Consider the following 19,614-nt stretch of genomic DNA (forward strand, 5'->3'; position numbering starts at 1 on the left):
GTTTAACCCGGAGTGTTAGACAAAGCGTCAGTGATGATGGATTCGATAGCGTCTGGCACCTGGCCGCCGTTGATGACGGCATAGAGCACAGCCGCAAGGGCCGCAGCGGCCAGCGAACCCATGGCGTATTCGATGGTGGACATACCGTCGTCATTCTTGAAAGCGGTATTAATCTGAGCAGCAATCTTGTGCATGTTCTCTTCCTTTCCTTGTGGGTGAATTGAGGTGAAAAATGTGTGGTTTACGGTTACAACAATTGGGAGCCGAGGCTTAAAATCACCGGCACCAATCCCAGGACTATGAAGGCTGGGAGGAAGCACACTGCCAGCGGCAGCGCGATGAATACCCCGGCGCGCTCTGCCCGAGCGGTTGCATGAGCTGTGGCTTCCGCCCGCAAGGTTTCGACTAGGCGATGACAGCCCGCGGCAATCGCCGCACCCGATTCCCCGGAAAGCTCCAGTAATCCGGCGAGATCTTCGAGTTGCGGCTGTGCACGCAGCACGTCCACGGCAGCGGCCAGCGGAGCGCCCACGCCCAGCAGCGTCGCCGCTTCCTTCCAGGCAGCGCACGCGCTTGTCGACGCCACGCCTGCCAAGGCCTCACGTACCGACAGCCCTGCCTCCACGCAGGCGGCGAAGAGCTCTAGGTCGGCGGCCACATCGAGCGGTGCCGGCTGCTTTCCGGGGCCATCCCGCGGAGTCTTGGGCCGCACGATCCGACGCAGCGGCGCGCTCGTGGGAATGCACAGTGCAAGAGCCAGGCAAAGATAAGTCAGCATGCCGTCGCGCTCCTTAAGATGTAGCGCGACCACGCAAACCCGCCGCAGGCCAGGCCAACCCCTATGACGAGAAGAAGGCCACCAAGTCCGCCTCCTAAAAGCAGCCCCAGCGAATCCGCGCCCATCGCGCCTCCCATGGCGATGCCGGCCAACGGCAGACATGCCAGGATAAGCGCGGTGGCCTGCGGACCTTGCAGAGAAGACTCCGTGGATTGCGCATGCCGGCGGGCCGCATCCAACTGGGATTGGGCTTGCTCCACCAGCCCCGCCAGCGCCACGCCGTGCAAAGAAGAGAGCCGAATGACGTGGCCTAGCCGCACCACCGCCGGTTCCGTGGCCGCAACGAGCGGACCGTGGATGGCCCCACCGTGGGCGGCCATGCCTGCCGCAGTGCGCAGCGGCACGAGCACGGCGGCGGGGCAATCCGCAGGTAGCGCTTCCACGCCACGCTTTAGGGCACCGGCCGTCGTAGCACCGGCCCGCAGATCCGCAGAGACCGTGCCCAGGAACGTGGCGAGTTCTTTGCGGGCGCGCCGGGACCTCCGCGCGGAGTTGATATCCCGCAGGTACCACACCGCGCAGGCAACGACGCAGAGCACTGCGAGGGCGACGCTTAAGCGGCCAAAGACGTAAAAGCACAGCCCACCACAAAAGACGATTGGCCCAATCAAAAGCGTCGGGACACGCTTGCGCCCTTCCGTTTGATGCAAGCGCCGCGCGGCGGATGGTTGCGCTAAAAGCGCAGCTAAAGCCAGAAGTATAAAAGTCATTGCGCCACCCCTAAGCGCTCAACAAACTCACTAAAGCCTTCCCCCGGCCCGGTGTCGGCGCTCCAGATAAGCTGCGGCCGTACCGGATTGCCTTCCAGCACCCCAATGTGTGCCAGGCGCCTTCCCTCAGGCCCTCTTTCCATCGCCAGGACCACATGCACTGCGGCGGCCAGTTGGGAGTGCAACGCCGCCCTGTCCAACCCACCCAGTGCGGCGAGTGCCTCCATGCGAGCTGGCACCTCCCACACGGAGTTGGCATGCAACGTTCCTGCTCCGCCATCGTGACTAGTGTTTAATGCGGCGAGCAGGTCCACGACCTCCGCACCACGAATCTCACCGACCACGATGCGGTCGGGGCGCATACGCAAAGACTGCTGCAGCAACTTAGCCATCGTTATTTCACCGCGGCCTTCTGCATTAGCGCGCCGGGATACTAAAGTCACCACATGCGGATGCAGCGGCGCCAACTCCGCGGTGTCTTCGATGACAAGGATGCGCTCATTCTTAGGCACCGTGCCCAGCAGCGCCGACAATAAAGTGGTCTTTCCCGCACCGGTGCCGCCAATGACGAGAAAGGAAGCATGTTTTTCCACGATGGCCCGCAGCAGCGGCTCCACCTCTTTCGCGATACTCCCGCTGGCAACAAGCTGCTCCAGGCTCGTCTGCGCCTGGCGTAGCACGCGCAAGCTGATGCACGTCCCGCCAGCCGAAGGCGGTGCCAACAAAGCATGCAGGCGCAACGCAGTGCCATCCCCACGGGCAAGCCGACCATCGGCAAAAGGCTGCGCATCATCGAGGCGCACGCCTGCTACTGCGGCCAGGCGCGTGGCCAGCTGGCGGACTTCGGCATCATCGACAAAAGAAACTGGCGTGGGTTCTAGCCCATTGCCTCGGTCGATAAAGCAACTGCGCGGGCCGTTAACCACGACGTCGCTAAGCCCGGGCTGCGCCAGGATCGGCTCGAGGACTCCCAGGCCCAGGGAATCATGCCGCAGGCGACGCAGCAGATCCAGCACGTCTGCATCGCTGATAACGCCTGCCTCCTGACGAATCCGGCGCGCGAGCGCCGTAGTGTCAGCCACCAACTCAGGCGACGCGGCCACAATCGTGCGCAACCTATCCAAGAGATTTATCTCGCTCATCCCTGCACCGCCGCTCATGCCAGGACCTCGCCGACAACGTTTTCGGCAGCCACCCGCAGCCCGCGTGGCAGCCGCCGTAGGCCACCCGTATCGGCAGCTTTGGTAAGACCCCGGAGCGTGGGAATTTCGGCAATCGGATCGCGATGAACAATTTTGGCGATGTCTTCCTTCGAAAGGCCTGACCACTGCCTGTAGCGCACCACTACACTGCATTTTTGTTGTTTGGCCTCCAGCTCCGCCACGAGCTTGGCGCATGCGGCAGTCGGGCGCACCTCTGCAGCCGTTAGGATTACGACATGCTCGCAGGCCTGTGGGATTTCAAGGGGCGAGCAATCGAAAACTGCCCCGGCTGGGTGCATCGCGGCAGCCTGAAAAATAGCCTCCCGGCGCGCCGGCTTAATACTCGGCTGGCCTGCATGGCCACTCCGCGCAGCAGCCAAAATTCCCAGTTCGCCTACTCGCGGCAACGCGCGATGTAGATCCACTGCGTTTACGCTTCCGCTACCTGCCGCAAGGTCCGGCCAACGCGCTCCCGGCTCCTCCTCGATTCCTGCCAGTAGGTCAAGCCCACCGGAGTAAGAGGTGGCGTCGATAAGCAGTCCGGCCCCTGCCACGCTCGCCACGGCATAAGCAAAAGTCGAAGTTCCTACTCCCCCTGCCGCGCCAACTATGGCCAACGCGAAGTTATTGCCGCTTGTCTGCTGCGGCCGGACTCGATCCGCCAAAGCGCTCAAAAGCTGTTTCGATTCCGCCGGAATGATAAAGGCCTCGGCGCTGCGGCACTTCATGGCGGCCTCATAATCAATGGGTCCTGGATCTGCTGCGACGAAAAGCACTGGTGCCCTACTGTGGCTGGCGACTAATTCCGCGGTGAGCTTATCCGCAACGATGACCGTGGCTTTCGGCAGGTACCGCGCGAAGTCACGCGGGTCCTCAACCGCAGTAACCTGCGCGCTCGTCGCCGCTGCCGCGGCGATTACTTCCACCCGCAGCGCGGAATCTCCCACTGCGATAGCGATGCTGGCGTCGTATGAACTCATGCCTCCAGCATTGGTGAAGCGATATCCCCAGCACTAGAGGCAATTTTGCGGCTGTGGATAACTCGCCGGTTTTAAAGCACCTACCGCGACTCAAGGTGACGTATCAGCTAAAAACTGTGGAAATAGTGCGGTTGGTACTTTCCTGAACGCGTGGTTTCTAGGGCATCCCGCCTGTAAATAGATGATGACCCGCGCCTCGGGGGGGTGTGCGCGGGTCATCGGTAACCCGGCATCGGGGGGGTGAGCCGGGGCAGGCCGCACTGTATATCGGGGCCTTGCAAGGCTCATTATGACATGTAAGAGACAGGTTGACAACAGCAGCAATCCAGCTTGTTTCCTGCATTTGTTGGATTGCACCGATCCTCTTGCCGCAGCCACGCAACACCTTTAACATTGGCCACAACATGAATGATGCATCCAGCCACCACCGCAGCGGCGAGGCTCCCGTAGAGCAGGCCGCCGATTACGCACGCGTGGCTGCGTTCTTCGATCTAGACAAGACCATCATCGCCACATCTTCCGCTTTCGCCTTTGGCAAAGAGTTCATGCACAACGGGCTCATTACCCCAGCGGAGGCGCTGCAGATGTCGATTGCAAAAGCAAGCTACATGTTCGCGGGGCACTCCAGCCAGCAGATGGACGCCACTCGCGATCAACTAGCCGCGATGATCGCCGGTTGGTCCGTCGCGGAGGTACACAGCATCGCCAAAGAGACCATGCACAACGTGGTCACGCCCGCCATCTACGCAGAGGCCCGGGAACTCATCGATTTCCATCAAGCAGCCGGCCACGAGGTAATCATCATCTCGGCTTCGGCTGCCACGCTCGTGCGCCCCATCGCTGAAGAGCTAGGCATCGAGCGCGTAGTCGCTACCGAGCTAGAAGAGGTGGACGGCAAGTTCACCGGAAAGATTCTGTACTACTGCAAGGGCGCAGCAAAAGCTCAGGCCATTGCGGACTTCGCTGCGGAATTAGATATCGACCTGGATGTCTCTTTTGCCTATTCTGATTCCGCCACCGATATCCCGATGCTAGCTCTGGTTGGCCACCCAGTGGCGGTCAATCCCGATCGCCACATGAAAAAGCATGCCCTGGAACATGGCTGGGATATCCGCACCTTCAAGGATCCGGTTCCGCTATTTACGATGCCGGGCGCAAAAGAAGTAGGCATTGGATCTGCCGTCGTCGCTGGCATCGCAGCGGTTGTGGCCGCAGGGCTCTGGCTCAACCAGCACCCGGATTTTCTGCGTGCCCCAAAGTCCAGCGCCTAGTGCCAGCTTCTAGGCCGAGCGCGCGATTCCATCCGCCTCCACGCCGCCGGCAGCCCAGGCTGCAAGCAAAAACTCCAATGCGGGCCCGGGATTTTCCGAATATTCTCCTATGACCTGCCAATACTGCGCGCTATGGCGGTTGTAATAGGTCTCCGGTACGGCGAAGCCACGCGGATCGAATCCGCTATGGATGGCTGCCAGGCGTGCGGCAACCATTCCAATCAAGTTACTGCGTGGGCCAAATACCTCATAAGCCGCAATTTCCGCGTGCACCACGACGGGCAGCAGGCGGTCGAAGGCAACGCCGCTTCCTCCACTTACAAGACGAGAAAGGGCTTGTACGCGTGCTGCTTGTGCGCTGTTTGGCATTCCCGTGCCGCCGGCCGCGACGTCGAGACGCGCAAGCACCTGCAACGGGGCACGGGCAAAGGTACGCACCGTGGTTGCCTGAACCTCCGGGGCCAAGAGACTATAGGCGCTAATGGAATTGGCCAGCGGCCCTTCCATTGCGTCTTCAGCAGTTAGATCGGGGGATAGATCGGGCGCAACATTGGGCGAAATTTTGAGCCCATCTACAAAGACCGCAGCACGTGCACCCCGCATCGCCGATTCCGCAGAAATGACATCAAATTTCCGCAATCCAGCAGGACGGCGGTGCGCGCGAGAAATTTTCTCGACCGCACGCGCGGCTGAATTTTCCACACCGGGTAACGCAAAGAGCGGGGCCAACGGGTCTTTTTCTGCCATATCCTCTAGGATAGACCTGTGCGGCCACTGCGATTCCTCACACACGCAGCTGTCAGGCTTCATTACTATGGCCAATACAGATTTAGACAAACGCTAGGAGTATTTAACCGTGAGCAACGACGGACTATTCACTGACGGTGCGAACCAGTTCGCCCCAAAGGTCAACGCTATCCCGCTTAGCGACGCCGATAGCTCGAAGCGCGGCGAGGCCTCCGTTGGCCAACTGGTCTCCAACGCTACCGAGCAGATGTCTCAGCTCGTCCGCTCCGAGGTCGAGCTCGCCAAGACCGAGCTGGCTCAGTCCGCTAAGAAGGGCGGCATCGGTGCTGGCATGTTCGGCGTTGCCGGAACCGTTGCGCTTTATAGCTCTTTCTTCTTTTTCCTCTTCCTCGCCGAGCTGCTTGACAAGTGGCTCGACCGTTGGGCCGCATTCCTGATCGTCTTCCTCATCATGCTGGTGATCGCAGCCGTCGTTGGCTTCATCGGCTTTAAGAACATCAAGAAGGTCAAGGCACCCGAGAAGACCATCGAGTCCACCAAGGAACTAAAGAAGCTGGTTCCAGGCAAGGCTTCCAAGTCCGTCGAGCGCGGTTTGTACACCTAAAGCTTCTACCTTGAGATTTTTCTTCGCTTAGTCCGCCCGAGCTTGCTTTTGCTCGGGCGGGTTTAGCATTTAATAGGCGAGTTTGCTTTTCGCCGCCCCCGTCTCTCCCACCCCTTCTTGCTGCAAGCTGCCTCATCTGGTGAAAGGAACCACATCTCATGGCCCAGACTCCAGCACCCTTGTCGCCCTCGGTGGTTGAGCTAGACGGACCATTCAAACACGAGTACATCCATACCCGCGGCATTCGCCTCCACGTTGCAACCGCAGGTTCTCCAAGCGATCCGCTCGTACTTTTCCTACACGGCTCTTTCGGCGGCTGGTTCGATTTCAAAGACGCCATCGCCCCTTTGGCCGCACAAGGCTTTCACGTTGCTTCCCTCGACATGCGCGGCTTTGGCCTTTCCGATAAACCGCCAGTCGAAGCAGGCCAAGATATGCGCGCAGTGGTTGGCGACGTCACCGGCGTAATCCAAGCCTTGGGCCACGATGCAGCCTTCTTGGTTGGCGCAGATGCCGGTGGCGCAATTGCCTGGGCGGTAGCTAGCGAGCGCCCAGAACGCACGCTTGGCTTAGTTTCCATCTCTTCTTCCCACCCGGTCGATCTGCGCCGCGCGATGGCGGCACGTCCCTGGGACTTCGGCTGGCTCCTTTTGCGCGCCGCCCTTTGCCGCTTGGGCGGACCACTCAGCCGCCGCAACCCTCTCCTTTATGCCTCAAGCTATGAAAAAGAGCTGGCCCTCAACACCGACTCGAGCTTTTCGCACGACGCACGCAACCAGATTGCGCAGCTGCGCATTACCGCCTCACAAATCGGCAATGTACGCCGCGGCATCTTGTGGAACCACCGCATGCGCACTGCTGTTCCGCCATTAAGTTGGATCGACTCCTCGGTGGAAGCACCCATTCTTTATTTTCATCCCGCTCAGCAACTATGGCGCCCGCTTATTCGCCGCGCGAAAAACCGCTGCCTTGGTACCTTCGAAGAAAAGACCATTCCGCAGACTAAGAATCTGCCACACATCGAGGCCCCGGGCGTTTTCGTCGAGACCCTTCAGCAATGGCTTGCACCCTTAAGGGAACAAATTGCGAAATAAGTAACAATTAATACTTTCAGAGCGCCACCCCACAAAGGGGTGGCGTTTTCTTTATGTATTCGCACAAAAGTCCTGTACAGATAATACTATCTGCCGACTTATAGTTTTCATCACACGCTTATAATTTTCAAATCCTTGAATGTGCGCGCAGCCACAGTGTAACTTCAGTTCCAACCTTTCAAGGTTCATCAATGTTCACTCAAGGCTCGACCTAATTCGGAGGTCTCTCCCCGTTATGACGATCAAAAAGACGTTCGCTGTAGTTTCTGCAGCCTCCCTAACCCTGGCCCTCGCGGCATGCGGTAGCGATAACGGCTCCGCGAACGGCTCCGGCGGCAACTACATCACCGCATGGGGCAGCGAACCCCAGAACCCGCTGATCCCGGCAAACACCAACGAAACCGGCGGCGGCCGCATCGTTGACAGCATCTACTCGGGCCTCGTGTACTACGACGCGGATGGCAAGGCGCAGAACGAGATCGCAGAATCCATCGAGCCGAACAAGGACAACACCAAGTTCACCATCAAGCTCAAGAAGACCAACTTCTCCGATGGTTCCCCGGTTACCGCAAAGAACTTCGTTGACGCGTGGAACTACGCAGTGGCAAACGATCAGCTCAACGCTTCCTTCTTCAGCAACATCAAGGGCTTCAAGGAGGGCGTAAAGGAGCTCGAGGGCCTGAAGATAGAAGACGATTACACCTTCACCGTCGAGCTCAACAACCCTGAACAAGACTTCCCAGCACAGCTGGGTTACTCCGCGTTCTACCCGCTCCACGAGTCCGCCTTCGATGACCTGGAGGCCTTTGGCCAGAGCCCAATCGGCAATGGCCCGTACAAGCTCGCCGAGTGGAACCACAACCAGGACGCTACCGTCGTTCCGAACGAGGAGTACAAGGGTGGCCAGAAGGCTGCTAACGACGGCGTTAAGTTCGTCTTCTACACTTCTAACGACGCCGCCTACGCCGATCTGCTCTCCGGCAACCTGGATCTTCTCGACGCCGTCCCAGATGCCGCCTTCGACGTCTACGAGTCCGACCTGGGTGAGCGCGCATCCAACCAGCCTTACGCAGGCTTCCAGTCCTTCACCATCGGCGAGAACCTTGAGCATTTCTCCGGCGAAGAGGGCAAGTTACGCCGCCAGGCAATCTCTTACGCAATCAACCGTGACGAGATCACCGAGACCATCTTCAAGGGCACCCGCACCCCAGCCAAGGACTTCACCTCCCCTGTTCTGCCGGGCTACTCCGAGGACATCGAGGGCAATGAGGTCTTGAAGTATGACCCAGAAAAGGCCAAGGAGCTGTGGGCCAAGGCCGACAAGATGAACAAGTGGTCCTCGCCTTCCTTCGAGATCGCCTACAACTCTGACGGCGGCCACAAGAGCTGGGTTGACGCAGTCTCCAACTCCATCAAGAACACCTTGGGCATCGAGGCAGTTGGCGCGCCTTACCCGGACTTCAAGTCCCTGCGTGATGAAGTCACCAACCGCACCATCAAGACCGGCTTCCGCACCGGCTGGCAGGCAGACTACCCATCCATGGGTAACTTCTTGGCACCGCTGTACCAGACCGGTGGCTCTTCTAACGACGGCGACTACTCCAACGAAGAGTTCGACAAGCTCCTGGTAGAGGCAGCAAAGTCCAGCTCCCAAGAAGAGGCTAATGCCAAGTACAAGGAGGCCCAGGCAATCCTGTTCGAGGACCTGCCGGCCATCCCACTGTGGTACCCGAACGCCACCGGCGGCTTCTCCGAGGCCGTAAGCGACGCTAAGTTCAGCTGGAAGGGCGTACCGGTCTACTACGAAATCACCAAGGAGTAACCCTCCTTCCGCTCATGGCACCTGCTCCGCCTCGGCGCGTTCGAGGCGGAGCAATGCCATGCCCGCCCCTTTCTCGGTTTGCACATCCCACAGTTTCTGTTACGGACTAGGCCCGTTATTGACAAGGCCCCCGCGCACTACCCCTCTAATAATTCGATAACGCCTGCATATTGCACATTGAGATAGGTCACAAACTACGATTTCCTATAGCCAGACAGGCGACAGATTTTAATAAACGCGTAAGCAGCCTCTGCCACAGCGTAAATACGCACGGACCCGCCAGGTTCCACGCGGCGTCGGCAAGCGAATGTACACAACTAGTAAAGGACGACACTATGTTGCGCTATATCGGGCGACGAGTGCTCCAGATGATCCCGGTGTTCTTCGGAGCCACCCTGCTCATCTACGCACTGGTTTTCTTGATGCCCGGTGACCCGGTCGAAGCCCTCGGCGGCGACCGCGGCCTCACCGAGGCAGCTCGCGCCAGGATCGAGGCGGAATACAACCTCGACAAGCCATTCATTGTCCAGTACCTGCTCTACATCAAGGGCATCTTCATGCTGGACTTCGGCACGACCTTCTCCGGCGTCCCGGTCACTCAGGTCATGGCTAATGCCTTCCCCGTCACGGTGAAGCTGACGCTCATGGCCATCGTCTTCGAGACGGTCTTCGGCATTCTCTTCGGCGTCATCGCCGGCATGCGCCGCGGCGGTTTCTTTGATTCCACCGTCTTGGTCGTGTCCCTCTTGGTTATCGCCGTTCCTTCCTTCGTCATTGGCTTCGTCTTCCAGTACCTCATCGGTATTAAATGGCAGCTGCTGCCCGTAACCGTCGGCGCTAAGGCTTCCTTCGAAGCCCTGCTCATGCCGGCCATCGTCCTGGGTGCGCTGTCCCTGGCATACGTCATCCGCCTGACACGTCAGTCTGTGGCCGAGAACCTACGCGCTGACTACGTACGCACCGCGCGCGCAAAAGGTCTTTCCAGCGGGGCTGTTACCCGCCGACACGTGCTGCGCAACTCGCTTATCCCCGTTGCCACCTTCATCGGCGCCGACATCGGTGCGCTGATGACCGGCGCCATCGTCACCGAAGGAATCTTCGGCATCAACGGCGTCGGCGGCACCATGTACCAAGCCATCCTGCGCGGCGAGCCGACCACAATCGTCTCCTTCACCACCGTGCTGGTGATCATCTACATCATCGCCAACCTGCTGGTTGACCTCCTCTACGCAGTACTCGACCCGAGGATCCGCTATGCCTAAACTCGACAAGACCACCCAGTACCCAGGCCAGGAGCACTTCATCTCCGACGTCGACGAGACCGGCCTCGGCGCCGTCGACGCTGTCAAGGATGAATCCGCCCCTTCCTCCCAGTGGGGCGAAGCATGGCGTTACCTGCGCCGCCGCCCATTGTTCTGGGTCGCCGCCGTGATGATCACCTTGGCGATTCTCCTCGCGCTCTTCCCCGGCCTTTTCACCAATACTGACCCGCGTATGTGCGAGCTCTCCAAGTCGCTCGACCCAGCAGAGGCAGGCCACCCATTCGGCTTTAACCGCCAGGGCTGCGATATCTACGCCCGCGTTATCTACGGCGCACGCGCATCCGTGATCGTCGGTGTTTTGACCACCCTCCTCGTGGTCATCATCGGTGCCCTAGTGGGCGCCATAGCCGGCTTCTTCGGCGGTTGGATTGACGCTGTTCTCTCCCGCATCACCGATATCTTCTTCGCCATCCCGCTGGTGTTGGCGGCCATCGTTGTCATGCAGATGTTCAAGGAGCACCGCACCATCATCACTGTGGTTCTCGTACTTGGCTTGTTCGGCTGGGTATCCATCGCCCGCATCACCCGCGGTGCCGTTGTATCCATCAAGAACGAGGAATTCGTCCAATCCGCGCGTTCCATCGGTGCTTCCAACGCCCGCATCCTGTTTAGCCACGTCCTGCCGAACGCTGCGGCTCCGATCATTTCTTATGCCACCGTCGCGCTGGGCACCTACATCGTTGCCGAGGCCACGCTGTCCTTCCTCGGCATCGGCCTGCCCTCCACGTTCGTCTCGTGGGGCGGCGACATCTCTGATGCACAGGCCTCCCTGCGCATGAATCCAGCCGTTTTGTTCTACCCGGCAGGCGCTCTGGGCCTGACCGTTCTGAGCTTCATCATGATGGGCGACGTCGTCCGCGACGCCCTCGACCCGAAGGCAAGGAATCGCTAATGAATAAGCCACTTCTTGAAATGAAGGACGTCCACATCTCCTTCGAGTCCTCCACCGGCACCGTCGAGGCAGTACGTGGCGTCAACATGACCATCTACCCAGGCCAGTCCGTGGCAATCGTGGGCGAGTCCGGTTCCGGTAAGTCCACAACCGCGATGTCCATCCTGGGACTTCTGCCGGGCACCGGCAAGGTGACGAAGGGACAAATCCTCTTCGAGGGTGAGGACATCACCCACTACAACGACAAGCAGTTCGAGGCCCTGCGCGGAAACAAGATCGGCTTGGTTCCGCAGGATCCAATGTCCAACTTGAACCCGGTCTGGCGTATCGGCACCCAGGTCGAAGAGTCGCTGAAGGCTAACAACGTGCTGGAGGGCTCCGAGCGCGAAAAGTGCGTCGTGGAGATCCTGGAGGAAGCAGGGCTTCCCGACGCCGCGCGTCGCGCCAAGCAGTATCCACACGAGTTTTCTGGCGGCATGCGCCAGCGCGCACTCATCGGCATCGGCCTGGCTGCGCGCCCAAAGCTGCTGATTGCCGACGAGCCCACCTCGGCGCTGGACGTGACCGTGCAGAAGACCATCCTGGACCACCTGGGTCACCTCGCTGAAGAGCTGGGCAACGCCGTGCTATTTATTACCCACGACTTGGGCTTGGCGGCAGAACGCGCCGAGCACCTCATCGTGATGCACCGCGGCCGCATCGTGGAGTCTGGTCCTTCGCGCGAGATTCTGCGCGATCCGGAGCACCCATATACCCAGCGTCTGGTTACCGCAGCGCCTTCCTTGGCTTCCTCGCGCATCCGCGCTGCCCAAGAGGCAGGCGTGGAAAGCACAGAGCTCAAGGCCGCGGCTTCGCACAGCGCCAACATCGAAGATGAAGCCGTCATCTCCGTGCGCAACCTGAACAAGGAATTCGATATCCGCGGTCAGCGCGGCGAGAAGAAACTGCTCAAGGCAGTCGACGACGTCTCTTTTGATATCCGTCGCGGCACCACCATGGCACTCGTGGGCGAGTCTGGTTCGGGCAAGTCCACCGTGGCAAACATGGTGCTGGGCCTGCTCTCCCCGACCTCCGGCACCATCGAGTTCGAGGGCAAGGACACCTCGAAGCTGTCCAAGAAGGAGCTTTTCCAGCTGCGCCGCAAGATGCAGGTGGTCTTCCAGAACCCATATGGTTCCTTGGATCCGATGTATTCCATCTACAAGTGCATCGAGGAACCACTCGCGCTGCACAAGGTGGGTAACCGCAAAGAGCGCGAGGCCCGCGTTGCAGAGTTGCTCGACATGGTGGCAATGCCGCGTTCTGCGATGCGCCGCTACCCGAACGAGCTTTCCGGTGGTCAGCGTCAGCGTATCGCGATCGCTCGTGCCTTGGCCCTGCACCCAGAGGTCATTGTTCTCGACGAGGCGGTCTCCGCACTCGACGTGCTGGTCCAAGACCAGATCATCAAGCTCTTGGCGCAGCTGCAGTCCGAGCTCAAGCTGTCGTACCTGTTCATCACCCACGACCTAGCCGTGGTGCGTCAGACTGCCGACGACGTCGTGGTTATGCGCAAAGGCAAGGTCATGGAGGCTGGCACCTCCGAGGCCATCTTCAACAACCCGCAAGAGGAATACACCCGCAACCTCATCAACTCGGTTCCGGGTATGCACTTGGAGATTGGCACGGGCAGCAACTTGGGGCTGACCAAAAGCTAGCTAGCAACGCAGCTGCCGGTGTCTGCCGGGCGCCGCAGCTGCGTGATATCGCCGATGTGGCTTTTTACCTCATCGGCAGTAAGCGCGTAACCGGTCTCCGCATCATCCACGGAAGCGCCGAAGACCACGCCCAACACCTGGCCCATGTCATTGACTATCGGGCCACCTGAATTTCCCTGGCGAATGGTGCCGCGCACCGTATAAGCGTCACGCTCGACGCGGCCCTTGGAATAGATATCCGGCCCAGCAATGGTGATGCGCTCGCGCACCCGCGCCATGCCGGCGTCGAACGGCCCGGAGTGCGGGAAGCCCATGACCATCACGTCATCGCCGGTATCGGCCGGCTGTTCAGCCCACTCAAGCGGAGCAATTCCCAGGTTCTTGCTGTGCAGCACAGCAATATCGACGTCCGGGTTGTAATAAACCACCTGCGCTTCGCGCAGCCCCAACACGGTATCGAGGTGCACCTTCTCAGTGCCGGCTACCACGTGGGCGTTAGTGATCACGTAATCATCGGCCGCGACGAAGCCGGAACCCATCAAGCGGCGGGAGCAAACCTCTGCGTCGCCAAGCACGTGAATAATTGATGGACGCAGCTGCTCGACCAGCGCAGGATCGTTCACGTCCTGTGGCGGCGCGGCCACCTCGACGGCTGAGTCGGAAGTCTGCCACGGCGAGACCAGCGGCGGCAGGCCGGATTCATTCAGCATCGCCGCGACGCCATTCGGCAACGCAGCCAGCTGCGTAGGCGCCACCCCATTAAGCGCCGTCAGAATGCGTGATTCGCGCAAGGCCTTGCCTGGGGTACCGCCCACATTGGAGGCCAAGGGCAGCGAAACCAACCAAATCACAAAGATCGCAGCCACTGCCTGGAAGCCGGCACCGATGAAAGAATCCACGCGCTGCTTTTGCCGGGTCCGCATCCTATCGCGCAAGCGCGCGCCGATGCTTGCGCCGATGAGCTGGCCGACGCCCACGAGCAGAACAAGCACGCCGATGGCCAGCAGGAAGCGCAAAGCCGCTTGGTCCGTAAGCTGCATGGCAACGGGAGCCAGCACCGTGCCCAACACAACGCCCGCCACGATGCCCACGAAGGAAAGCACGGCAGAGATAGCTCCTTGGCGCCAGCCCGCCGCCAAGGCGAGCAATACGGCGACCATAATCAGGAGGTCTAGGGCGAGGGTCAGGGTCACGGGAGGAAAATCTTTCTTTATCTATTGTCTAAGAAGAGCCGTAAGTTGCCTGCGGAAGCTAAAACATCTTCTCATTATTCTGGGAGCGGCTTAGTGCGCCGTGCAGATCACGCACGGAATTGTTATCCCATGTACGCTCCCACCCAGCGTGCTCCAATATTGTTGCCAGAATTCCGGCAGTAAAGCCCCACACGAGGTAGTCATTCGCATAAAAGGCCGGGCCACGCCACGGACCGAAGCCCACCAACAAACGATTCTTCGGCTCCGCGAGCTCACGCAATGGATACCAAAACACGTCATCGGTCTCTTCCGGGCTGGCAGCCCAGACCTCGCCCGGGGAGTGCCAGTAGGCCAAGACCGGGCTTACGGGGTTACCCGTTGCACGAATATGCAACTGTTCCCACACTTCCAGAGCAGTCACACTCGCGCGCTCCAGCCCGGTTTCTTCCCAGGCCTCGCGTAGTGCAACGTCGACAAGCGTGGCGTCTTCTGGGTCCCGCCGTCCGCCAGGGAAAGCAATTTGGCCTGAATGAGAGCGCATGGTGGGCGAACGGTGTGTGAGCAGCACTTCCCCATCCTTAAAACTAGAGCCTTTGAACAGGACCAAAACGGCAGACTCACGCCGCACCGGTGGTGTGGTTTGGGTAAAGCGATCCGCATCCCGGTTACCGATTCGCTCCTGCGCCGCCCGCGCATCCACGCCTAAGGCAGGACGCAGCCACCCCGGCGCTCTTTCCGGAAAAACCGTGCGTTCCCGCGCGCTCATCGCAGGGCCTCCTCCACGGCCTTCTCCAGCTCTTCCGCCGACTTAAAAGGCTTGACGTACTGCTTTTTCACCTCGCCCTTATAGGCCACGACGGTGACCGGGATGACGCCGGGAAGACCCAGGGTGCCGGCGAAGGAATTATCGGAGTCTTGGTAGCTTGCGAGATTCACTCCGAGGTCTTCCAAAAAGGCCGCGCCATTTGCTGCATTCTTATCCGCATGCACTCCCACGACGGACCATTCGGGATGCTCATCCGCAATCTGGCGCACATACGGCAGCTCAGCTCGGCAAGGCTCGCACCACCACGCCCAGACGTTGATGACCTGCACATCCTTTGCCTTCCCCTTGGTCTGCGCGCCCAAGCACTCAAGTTCTACTCCGGCGACCGGCCCTTCCGGACACGCTGGGCGCTTGGCGACGTTCGCGTTCGCGCCAACACCCGCAGTAGCGCTCTGGTCCGCGCCTTGGGCCGCATTCTGGGCCGCATTCTGGGAACTGTTTGAGGCACTGTTTGCGGAATCCTGGCCTGCGCCCAAAAGGCTGCGTGCTCCAACAAAGGCCACCAAGGCAACAAGCACTGCTGCGATAAGCGAACCGATGACATAAATGTTGGGCCTGTTCATGCGCAATACCTTACTGCCCCTACCGGACATCAGGAGGTGCGGCGCCCGTAGGACACAAATGACGCACTACGCAGGCGCCGCATTGCGGGGAACGCGCATGGCAAACACGGCGGCCATGGAAGATGATGCGATGCGAAAACACCGTCCATTCTTCCTCCGGCAGCAGCTGGGCTATGTCTTTTTCGATCTGCAGCGGCGTCTTGGATTCGCTCAAAGCCATGCGCTGCATGAGCCTTCCGAAGTGGGTATCTACAGTAATCCCCGGCAGCCCAAATGCATTGCCGCGTACCACCAGCGCAGTCTTGCGGCCCACGCCGGGCAAAGAGGTCAGCTCCTTAATTCCGGTGGGGACCTGCCCATCGAAATCGGCCATGATTTTCTCGCCGATGCCCAGCAAGTGCCCCGCCTTCGCGCGCTGAAAGCCCAGCGGGCGCAAAATAGCCTCCAGGTCGGCCCTTCGGGCCGCGGCATAATGCGCGGCAGAGGGATACTCTTCAAAAAGCTCCGGGGTAACCTGGTTGACCCTGGCATCGGTGCATTGTGCCGAGAGCACCGTGGCCACGAGCAGCTCTAGGGGATTGCGAAAATCTAGTTCGCATTCGGCGTCGGGGTACTCCGTTGCTAGCAGCTCATTGATGCGCGATGCACGGCTAGCGGGCGATGAGTCAGACATCTTTCCTACCTTAGTAGAATGGCGGGCATGGTCTCACTGGTTATCATCGTGCCCGTCGCCCTCGCACTGTTTGCAATCCTCATGGAAAAGCTTGAGGCGAAGGTCCTCGGAAACTAAGAAATTTCTTCGCATACGCCCCCTGACCTCCTCTAAGCTGTGACAATTTTTCACGAGGTTAGATAAAGTGACAAATTACACTGTAGGATGAGATGAGTTACATAGGGGCGCGCGCCTGTATCGCTAGAACACATCTAGGTTTTCGTTACACACGCGTCAAATGCTTGGAAGAGTTCTGGGCATTTCAACACCACTACCCCCCCATTGACTTCAAGGAGTAAATCGTGGAAGGCGTACAGGACATTCTTTCTCGCGCTGGTATTTTCCAGGGCGTTGATCCCGTCGCGGTACAGAACCTCATTGAGCAGATGGAAACCGTCCGATTCCCGCGCGGAACCACCATTTTTGATGAAGGCGAGCCCGGTGACCGTCTCTACATCATCACCTCGGGCAAGATTAAGCTGGCCCGCCACGCTCCGGATGGCCGCGAGAACCTGCTGACCGTCATGGGCCCTTCCGATATGTTCGGCGAGCTCTCCATCTTCGATCCAGGCCCACGCACCTCCTCCGCAGTCTGCGTCACCGAGGTGCAGGCAGCCACCATGAACTCCGAGATGCTCAAGCAGTGGGTCGCTGATCACCCTGCCATCGCCCAGCAGTTGCTGCGCGTTCTGGCTCGCCGCCTGCGCCGCACCAACGCGAACCTCGCGGACCTCATCTTCACCGACGTTCCGGGCCGCGTTGCTAAGACCCTGCTGCAGCTGGCTAACCGCTTCGGCGTGCAGGAAGGTGGCGCACTGCGCGTCAACCACGACCTCACCCAGGAAGAGATCGCCCAGCTGGTCGGCGCTTCCCGCGAGACCGTCAACAAGGCTCTGGCCACCTTCGCACACCGCGGTTGGATTCGCCTCGAAGGCAAGTCCGTCCTCATTGTGGATACCGAGCACCTGGCAAAGCGCGCTCGCTAAAAGCCTTAAAACTAAAAGTAATCTCCCAGCTTCCCTATTCAGGAGGCCGGGAGATTATTTGTAGTTTTAGCGGTTTTGTTCAGGCAGTTTATTTGCCCCGCCTACTTGCGCGCAGCTAAGTACTTCAAAGTAGTACGAGTGGACTGCTCAGCTGCATGCCGCAGAACTGGGTCAACGTCGTCATACATCTCATCGACCAAAGTCTTGAGATCAATGTCCTCGCCCAAGCGGCCGTGGATTTCCTTGATCTGGTCAAGACGGTGGTAGCGACGGTCAATGTACTTGCGCGCAACCTGGGAAACATCATCCAAATCTGGGCCGTGGCCAGGCAGCAGCGGGATGTCCTTGCCGCGCTCTTCCAGCATGTCCAAGGTCTTCAAGTATTCGCCCAAGTCACCATCGGTCTCAGACAGCAAGACGGTGTGGCGGCCGGCAATGGTGTCACCGGTCATGATTCCCTCGAGCTGAGAATCCTTGGCAACGCCAGACCACACAAAGAAAGAGGTGGAATCCGCAGTGTGCCCTGGGGTGTGGACAACCTCTAGCTGCGGGGTAATTCCGTCGACGGTGATAATTTCGCCGTCGACAAGCGCCTCTGCTCCATTGCAGTAGTTCGGGTCGAAAGCGCGGATCGGCGCACCGGTGAGCTGGCGAAGACGCTGCGCACCCGATGCGTGATCATCGTGACGGTGGGTAACCAAAATCAGCGCCACCTCGCCAGCGTTAGCGCTGACGACGTTGAGGTGACCTTCATCTTCTGGGCCCGGATCAACAACGATGGCCCTGGAATCTTCGTTAGCGCGAATGATCCACGTGTTGGTTCCCTCAAGTGCCGTGTAGCTTGGATTGTCACAAAGAACAACGCCCACGGATTGAGTCACGGGACGCAATTGGCTGTATGCAGGATGCTCCATGATTACTAAGCCTATCCGATCACTTAGAAATTTCTACGATAACTTCAACCTCGACGGGCGAGTTTTTCGGCAAAACGGCCACGCCCACAGCCGAGCGAGCGTGAGTGCCAGCCTCTCCGAATAGCTCTCCGATGAAGTCAGAAGCACCGTTGATAACAGCAGCCTGCTCCACAAAGTCAGGTGCCGAAGCCACGAAACCTACAACCTTGACCACGCGCGAGACGTTGTCTAAGCCAACAACGGAATCGATAGCTGCGAGAGCATTCAGCGCTGCCACCCGGGCGTATTCTTGCGCATCTTCAACAGATACCTCTGCGCCGACCTTGCCGGTGGCAGGCAGATTGCCGTCAATTACAGGCAACTGACCGGAGGTCCACACCTGATCTCCTACGCGCACTGCAGGCACGTAGGAAGCAAGCGGCTTTGCCACCTCGGGCAGTGAATATCCAAGATCAGCCAGGCGCGTGAGATGGCTCATTACTGCTCCACCTCACGCTTGAAGTAAGCCACGACATTTTCCGGATTCATGCCGGGAGTGATGGTAACCAGCTCCCATCCATCTTCACCCCAGGAATCGAGGATCTGCTTGGTCGCGTGAGTCAGTACAGGCGCGGTAGCGTATTCCCATTTAGTCATAGGCCATATTCTACCGGCCTAAGGGCAAAAATGGCGCGTTAACCAACCCTGCGATTTGGTTAAATACCGATGAGTTCGCCGCCCTCAGCTAGGTAGTGTGCCCAGCTGGTGATGTGCGGGTTCTTGCGCAGCAACGCACGGCGCTGGCGCTCAGTCAGGCCACCCCATACGCCAAATTCCACGCGGTTATCGAGGGCATCGGCACGGCATTCATTGAGCACCGGGCAGTGGCGGCAAATTACAGCAGCCTTACGCTGCTCGGCTCCACGGACAAACAATGCGTCTGGGTCACCGTTACGGCACTTTGCTTGAGTTACCCATTCACCGCGCTCGGTCGCACTTGCAGACTTAGACGCTCCCGTTACCTTCAGGCTTACGGTCATGACTGGGTAGCTCCTTTCTCTACTACCTATTCCGCGGCTTTGGGAATAATTTTTATGAAACCCCATACAAGCAGCGCAGCCGCTTGTAAGATGTTTCATATTGCGGAATATTATGTAACAACGGTAAGTGTATTCACACGCGTAAGCACTTGTCTAACACGTCACACTTTAGGGGGGAGTTCATTCTTCCCCGCTCACAGTTTCACCACGTAGGGTGTTTCT

At 59.2% G+C, this 19,614-nt stretch carries 22 protein-coding genes; 8 read left to right on the plus strand and 14 right to left on the minus strand.

The annotated features are described in order from the left end of the window. Positions 1–2 precede the first annotated feature (2 nt). From WM42_RS05460 to ssd, 5 genes are read right to left on the minus strand one after another with little or no spacing between them, the layout of a single operon-like run. Positions 3–194 carry a DUF4244 domain-containing protein gene (locus WM42_RS05460; protein WP_061920217.1) on the minus strand — a complete coding sequence of 64 codons (192 nt, stop codon included), beginning with the start codon at positions 192–194 and terminating at the stop codon, positions 3–5. 53 nt (positions 195–247) lie between these two features. Further along, on the minus strand, positions 248–778 hold the full coding sequence (locus tag WM42_RS05465; protein WP_061920215.1) for a type II secretion system F family protein: 531 nt from the start codon (positions 776–778) through the stop codon (positions 248–250). Beyond that, complete coding sequence (locus tag WM42_RS05470; protein WP_061920213.1) at positions 772–1,548, minus strand: lipase chaperone; 777 nt, start codon at positions 1,546–1,548, stop codon at positions 772–774. The genes WM42_RS05465 and WM42_RS05470 overlap by 7 nt, the downstream gene beginning before the upstream one ends. After that, positions 1,545–2,690 carry a TadA family conjugal transfer-associated ATPase gene (locus WM42_RS05475; RefSeq protein ID WP_062039208.1) on the minus strand — a complete coding sequence of 382 codons (1,146 nt, stop codon included), beginning with the start codon at positions 2,688–2,690 and terminating at the stop codon, positions 1,545–1,547. Before WM42_RS05475 ends, WM42_RS05470 begins: the two co-directional genes overlap by 4 nt. Before the next feature lie 14 nt (positions 2,691–2,704). Beyond that, on the minus strand, positions 2,705–3,730 hold the full coding sequence (ssd, locus tag WM42_RS05480; protein ID WP_061920209.1) for a septum site-determining protein Ssd: 1,026 nt from the start codon (positions 3,728–3,730) through the stop codon (positions 2,705–2,707). Between the two features lie 404 nt (positions 3,731–4,134). On the opposite strand from ssd, the gene WM42_RS05485 reads away from it, so the two are divergent. Further along, positions 4,135–5,001, plus strand: a complete 867-nt coding sequence (locus WM42_RS05485; protein ID WP_082778534.1) for an HAD family hydrolase — start codon at positions 4,135–4,137, stop codon at positions 4,999–5,001. A 9-nt stretch (positions 5,002–5,010) separates the two neighbouring features. Here WM42_RS05485 and WM42_RS05490 read toward each other — a convergent pair whose 3' ends face one another. Continuing rightward, the gene (locus WM42_RS05490; RefSeq protein WP_061920207.1) at positions 5,011–5,748 is read right to left on the minus strand and encodes a hypothetical protein; all 738 of its coding nucleotides are present in this window, start codon (positions 5,746–5,748) and stop codon (positions 5,011–5,013) included. A 109-nt stretch (positions 5,749–5,857) separates the two neighbouring features. Here WM42_RS05490 and WM42_RS05495 point away from each other — a divergent pair, with 109 nt between their 5' ends. From WM42_RS05495 to WM42_RS05520, 6 genes are all read left to right on the plus strand, one after another. Then, a complete protein-coding gene (locus WM42_RS05495; RefSeq protein WP_061920205.1) occupies positions 5,858–6,352 on the plus strand; it encodes a phage holin family protein in 495 nt (164 codons plus the stop codon). A gap of 158 nt (positions 6,353–6,510) precedes the next feature. Further along, on the plus strand, positions 6,511–7,446 hold the full coding sequence (locus WM42_RS05500) for an alpha/beta fold hydrolase (protein WP_062036150.1): 936 nt from the start codon (positions 6,511–6,513) through the stop codon (positions 7,444–7,446). Positions 7,447–7,681: 235 nt separating this feature from the next. Beyond that, the gene (locus WM42_RS05505) at positions 7,682–9,268 is read left to right on the plus strand and encodes a peptide ABC transporter substrate-binding protein (protein ID WP_062036152.1); all 1,587 of its coding nucleotides are present in this window, start codon (positions 7,682–7,684) and stop codon (positions 9,266–9,268) included. A 335-nt stretch (positions 9,269–9,603) separates the two neighbouring features. Next, positions 9,604–10,530: an ABC transporter permease gene (locus WM42_RS05510; protein ID WP_061920199.1), complete on the plus strand. Its 927-nt coding sequence runs from the start codon at positions 9,604–9,606 to the stop codon at positions 10,528–10,530. Continuing rightward, on the plus strand, positions 10,523–11,482 hold the full coding sequence (locus tag WM42_RS05515; RefSeq protein ID WP_061920197.1) for an ABC transporter permease: 960 nt from the start codon (positions 10,523–10,525) through the stop codon (positions 11,480–11,482). The genes WM42_RS05510 and WM42_RS05515 overlap by 8 nt, the downstream gene beginning before the upstream one ends. Further along, positions 11,482–13,179, plus strand: a complete 1,698-nt coding sequence (locus WM42_RS05520) for a dipeptide ABC transporter ATP-binding protein (protein ID WP_062036154.1) — start codon at positions 11,482–11,484, stop codon at positions 13,177–13,179. The genes WM42_RS05515 and WM42_RS05520 overlap by 1 nt, the downstream gene beginning before the upstream one ends. On the opposite strand, the gene WM42_RS05525 is transcribed toward WM42_RS05520, so the two are convergent. From WM42_RS05525 to nth, 4 genes are read right to left on the minus strand one after another with little or no spacing between them, the layout of a single operon-like run. Continuing rightward, positions 13,176–14,372 carry a MarP family serine protease gene (locus tag WM42_RS05525; protein WP_141740965.1) on the minus strand — a complete coding sequence of 399 codons (1,197 nt, stop codon included), beginning with the start codon at positions 14,370–14,372 and terminating at the stop codon, positions 13,176–13,178. The two genes, WM42_RS05520 and WM42_RS05525, sit on opposite strands and share 4 nt — an antisense overlap. Before the next feature lie 58 nt (positions 14,373–14,430). After that, positions 14,431–15,138, minus strand: a complete 708-nt coding sequence (locus WM42_RS05530) for an NUDIX hydrolase (RefSeq protein WP_062036156.1) — start codon at positions 15,136–15,138, stop codon at positions 14,431–14,433. Then, positions 15,135–15,761, minus strand: a complete 627-nt coding sequence (locus WM42_RS05535) for a TlpA family protein disulfide reductase (RefSeq protein WP_062036158.1) — start codon at positions 15,759–15,761, stop codon at positions 15,135–15,137. The genes WM42_RS05530 and WM42_RS05535 overlap by 4 nt, the downstream gene beginning before the upstream one ends. Before the next feature lie 19 nt (positions 15,762–15,780). Next, on the minus strand, positions 15,781–16,434 hold the full coding sequence (nth, locus tag WM42_RS05540) for an endonuclease III (protein WP_062036160.1): 654 nt from the start codon (positions 16,432–16,434) through the stop codon (positions 15,781–15,783). A gap of 341 nt (positions 16,435–16,775) precedes the next feature. On the opposite strand from nth, the gene glxR reads away from it, so the two are divergent. Then, positions 16,776–17,459: a CRP-like cAMP-activated global transcriptional regulator GlxR gene (glxR, locus tag WM42_RS05545; RefSeq protein ID WP_061920186.1), complete on the plus strand. Its 684-nt coding sequence runs from the start codon at positions 16,776–16,778 to the stop codon at positions 17,457–17,459. 101 nt (positions 17,460–17,560) lie between these two features. On the opposite strand, the gene WM42_RS05550 is transcribed toward glxR, so the two are convergent. From WM42_RS05550 to WM42_RS05560, 4 genes are read right to left on the minus strand one after another with little or no spacing between them, the layout of a single operon-like run. Beyond that, positions 17,561–18,373 carry an MBL fold metallo-hydrolase gene (locus WM42_RS05550; RefSeq protein WP_062036162.1) on the minus strand — a complete coding sequence of 271 codons (813 nt, stop codon included), beginning with the start codon at positions 18,371–18,373 and terminating at the stop codon, positions 17,561–17,563. A 19-nt stretch (positions 18,374–18,392) separates the two neighbouring features. Further along, positions 18,393–18,851 carry a RidA family protein gene (locus WM42_RS05555; RefSeq protein WP_061920182.1) on the minus strand — a complete coding sequence of 153 codons (459 nt, stop codon included), beginning with the start codon at positions 18,849–18,851 and terminating at the stop codon, positions 18,393–18,395. Further along, complete coding sequence (gene sp36 / locus WM42_RS13200) at positions 18,851–19,009, minus strand: Sp36 family protein (RefSeq protein ID WP_086892235.1); 159 nt, start codon at positions 19,007–19,009, stop codon at positions 18,851–18,853. Before sp36 ends, WM42_RS05555 begins: the two co-directional genes overlap by 1 nt. A 59-nt stretch (positions 19,010–19,068) precedes the next feature. Next, on the minus strand, positions 19,069–19,392 hold the full coding sequence (locus tag WM42_RS05560) for a WhiB family transcriptional regulator (protein WP_061920180.1): 324 nt from the start codon (positions 19,390–19,392) through the stop codon (positions 19,069–19,071). Positions 19,393–19,614 lie beyond the last annotated feature (222 nt).

The organism is Corynebacterium simulans (assembly GCF_001586215.1).
Lineage (GTDB): Bacteria > Actinomycetota > Actinomycetes > Mycobacteriales > Mycobacteriaceae > Corynebacterium > Corynebacterium simulans.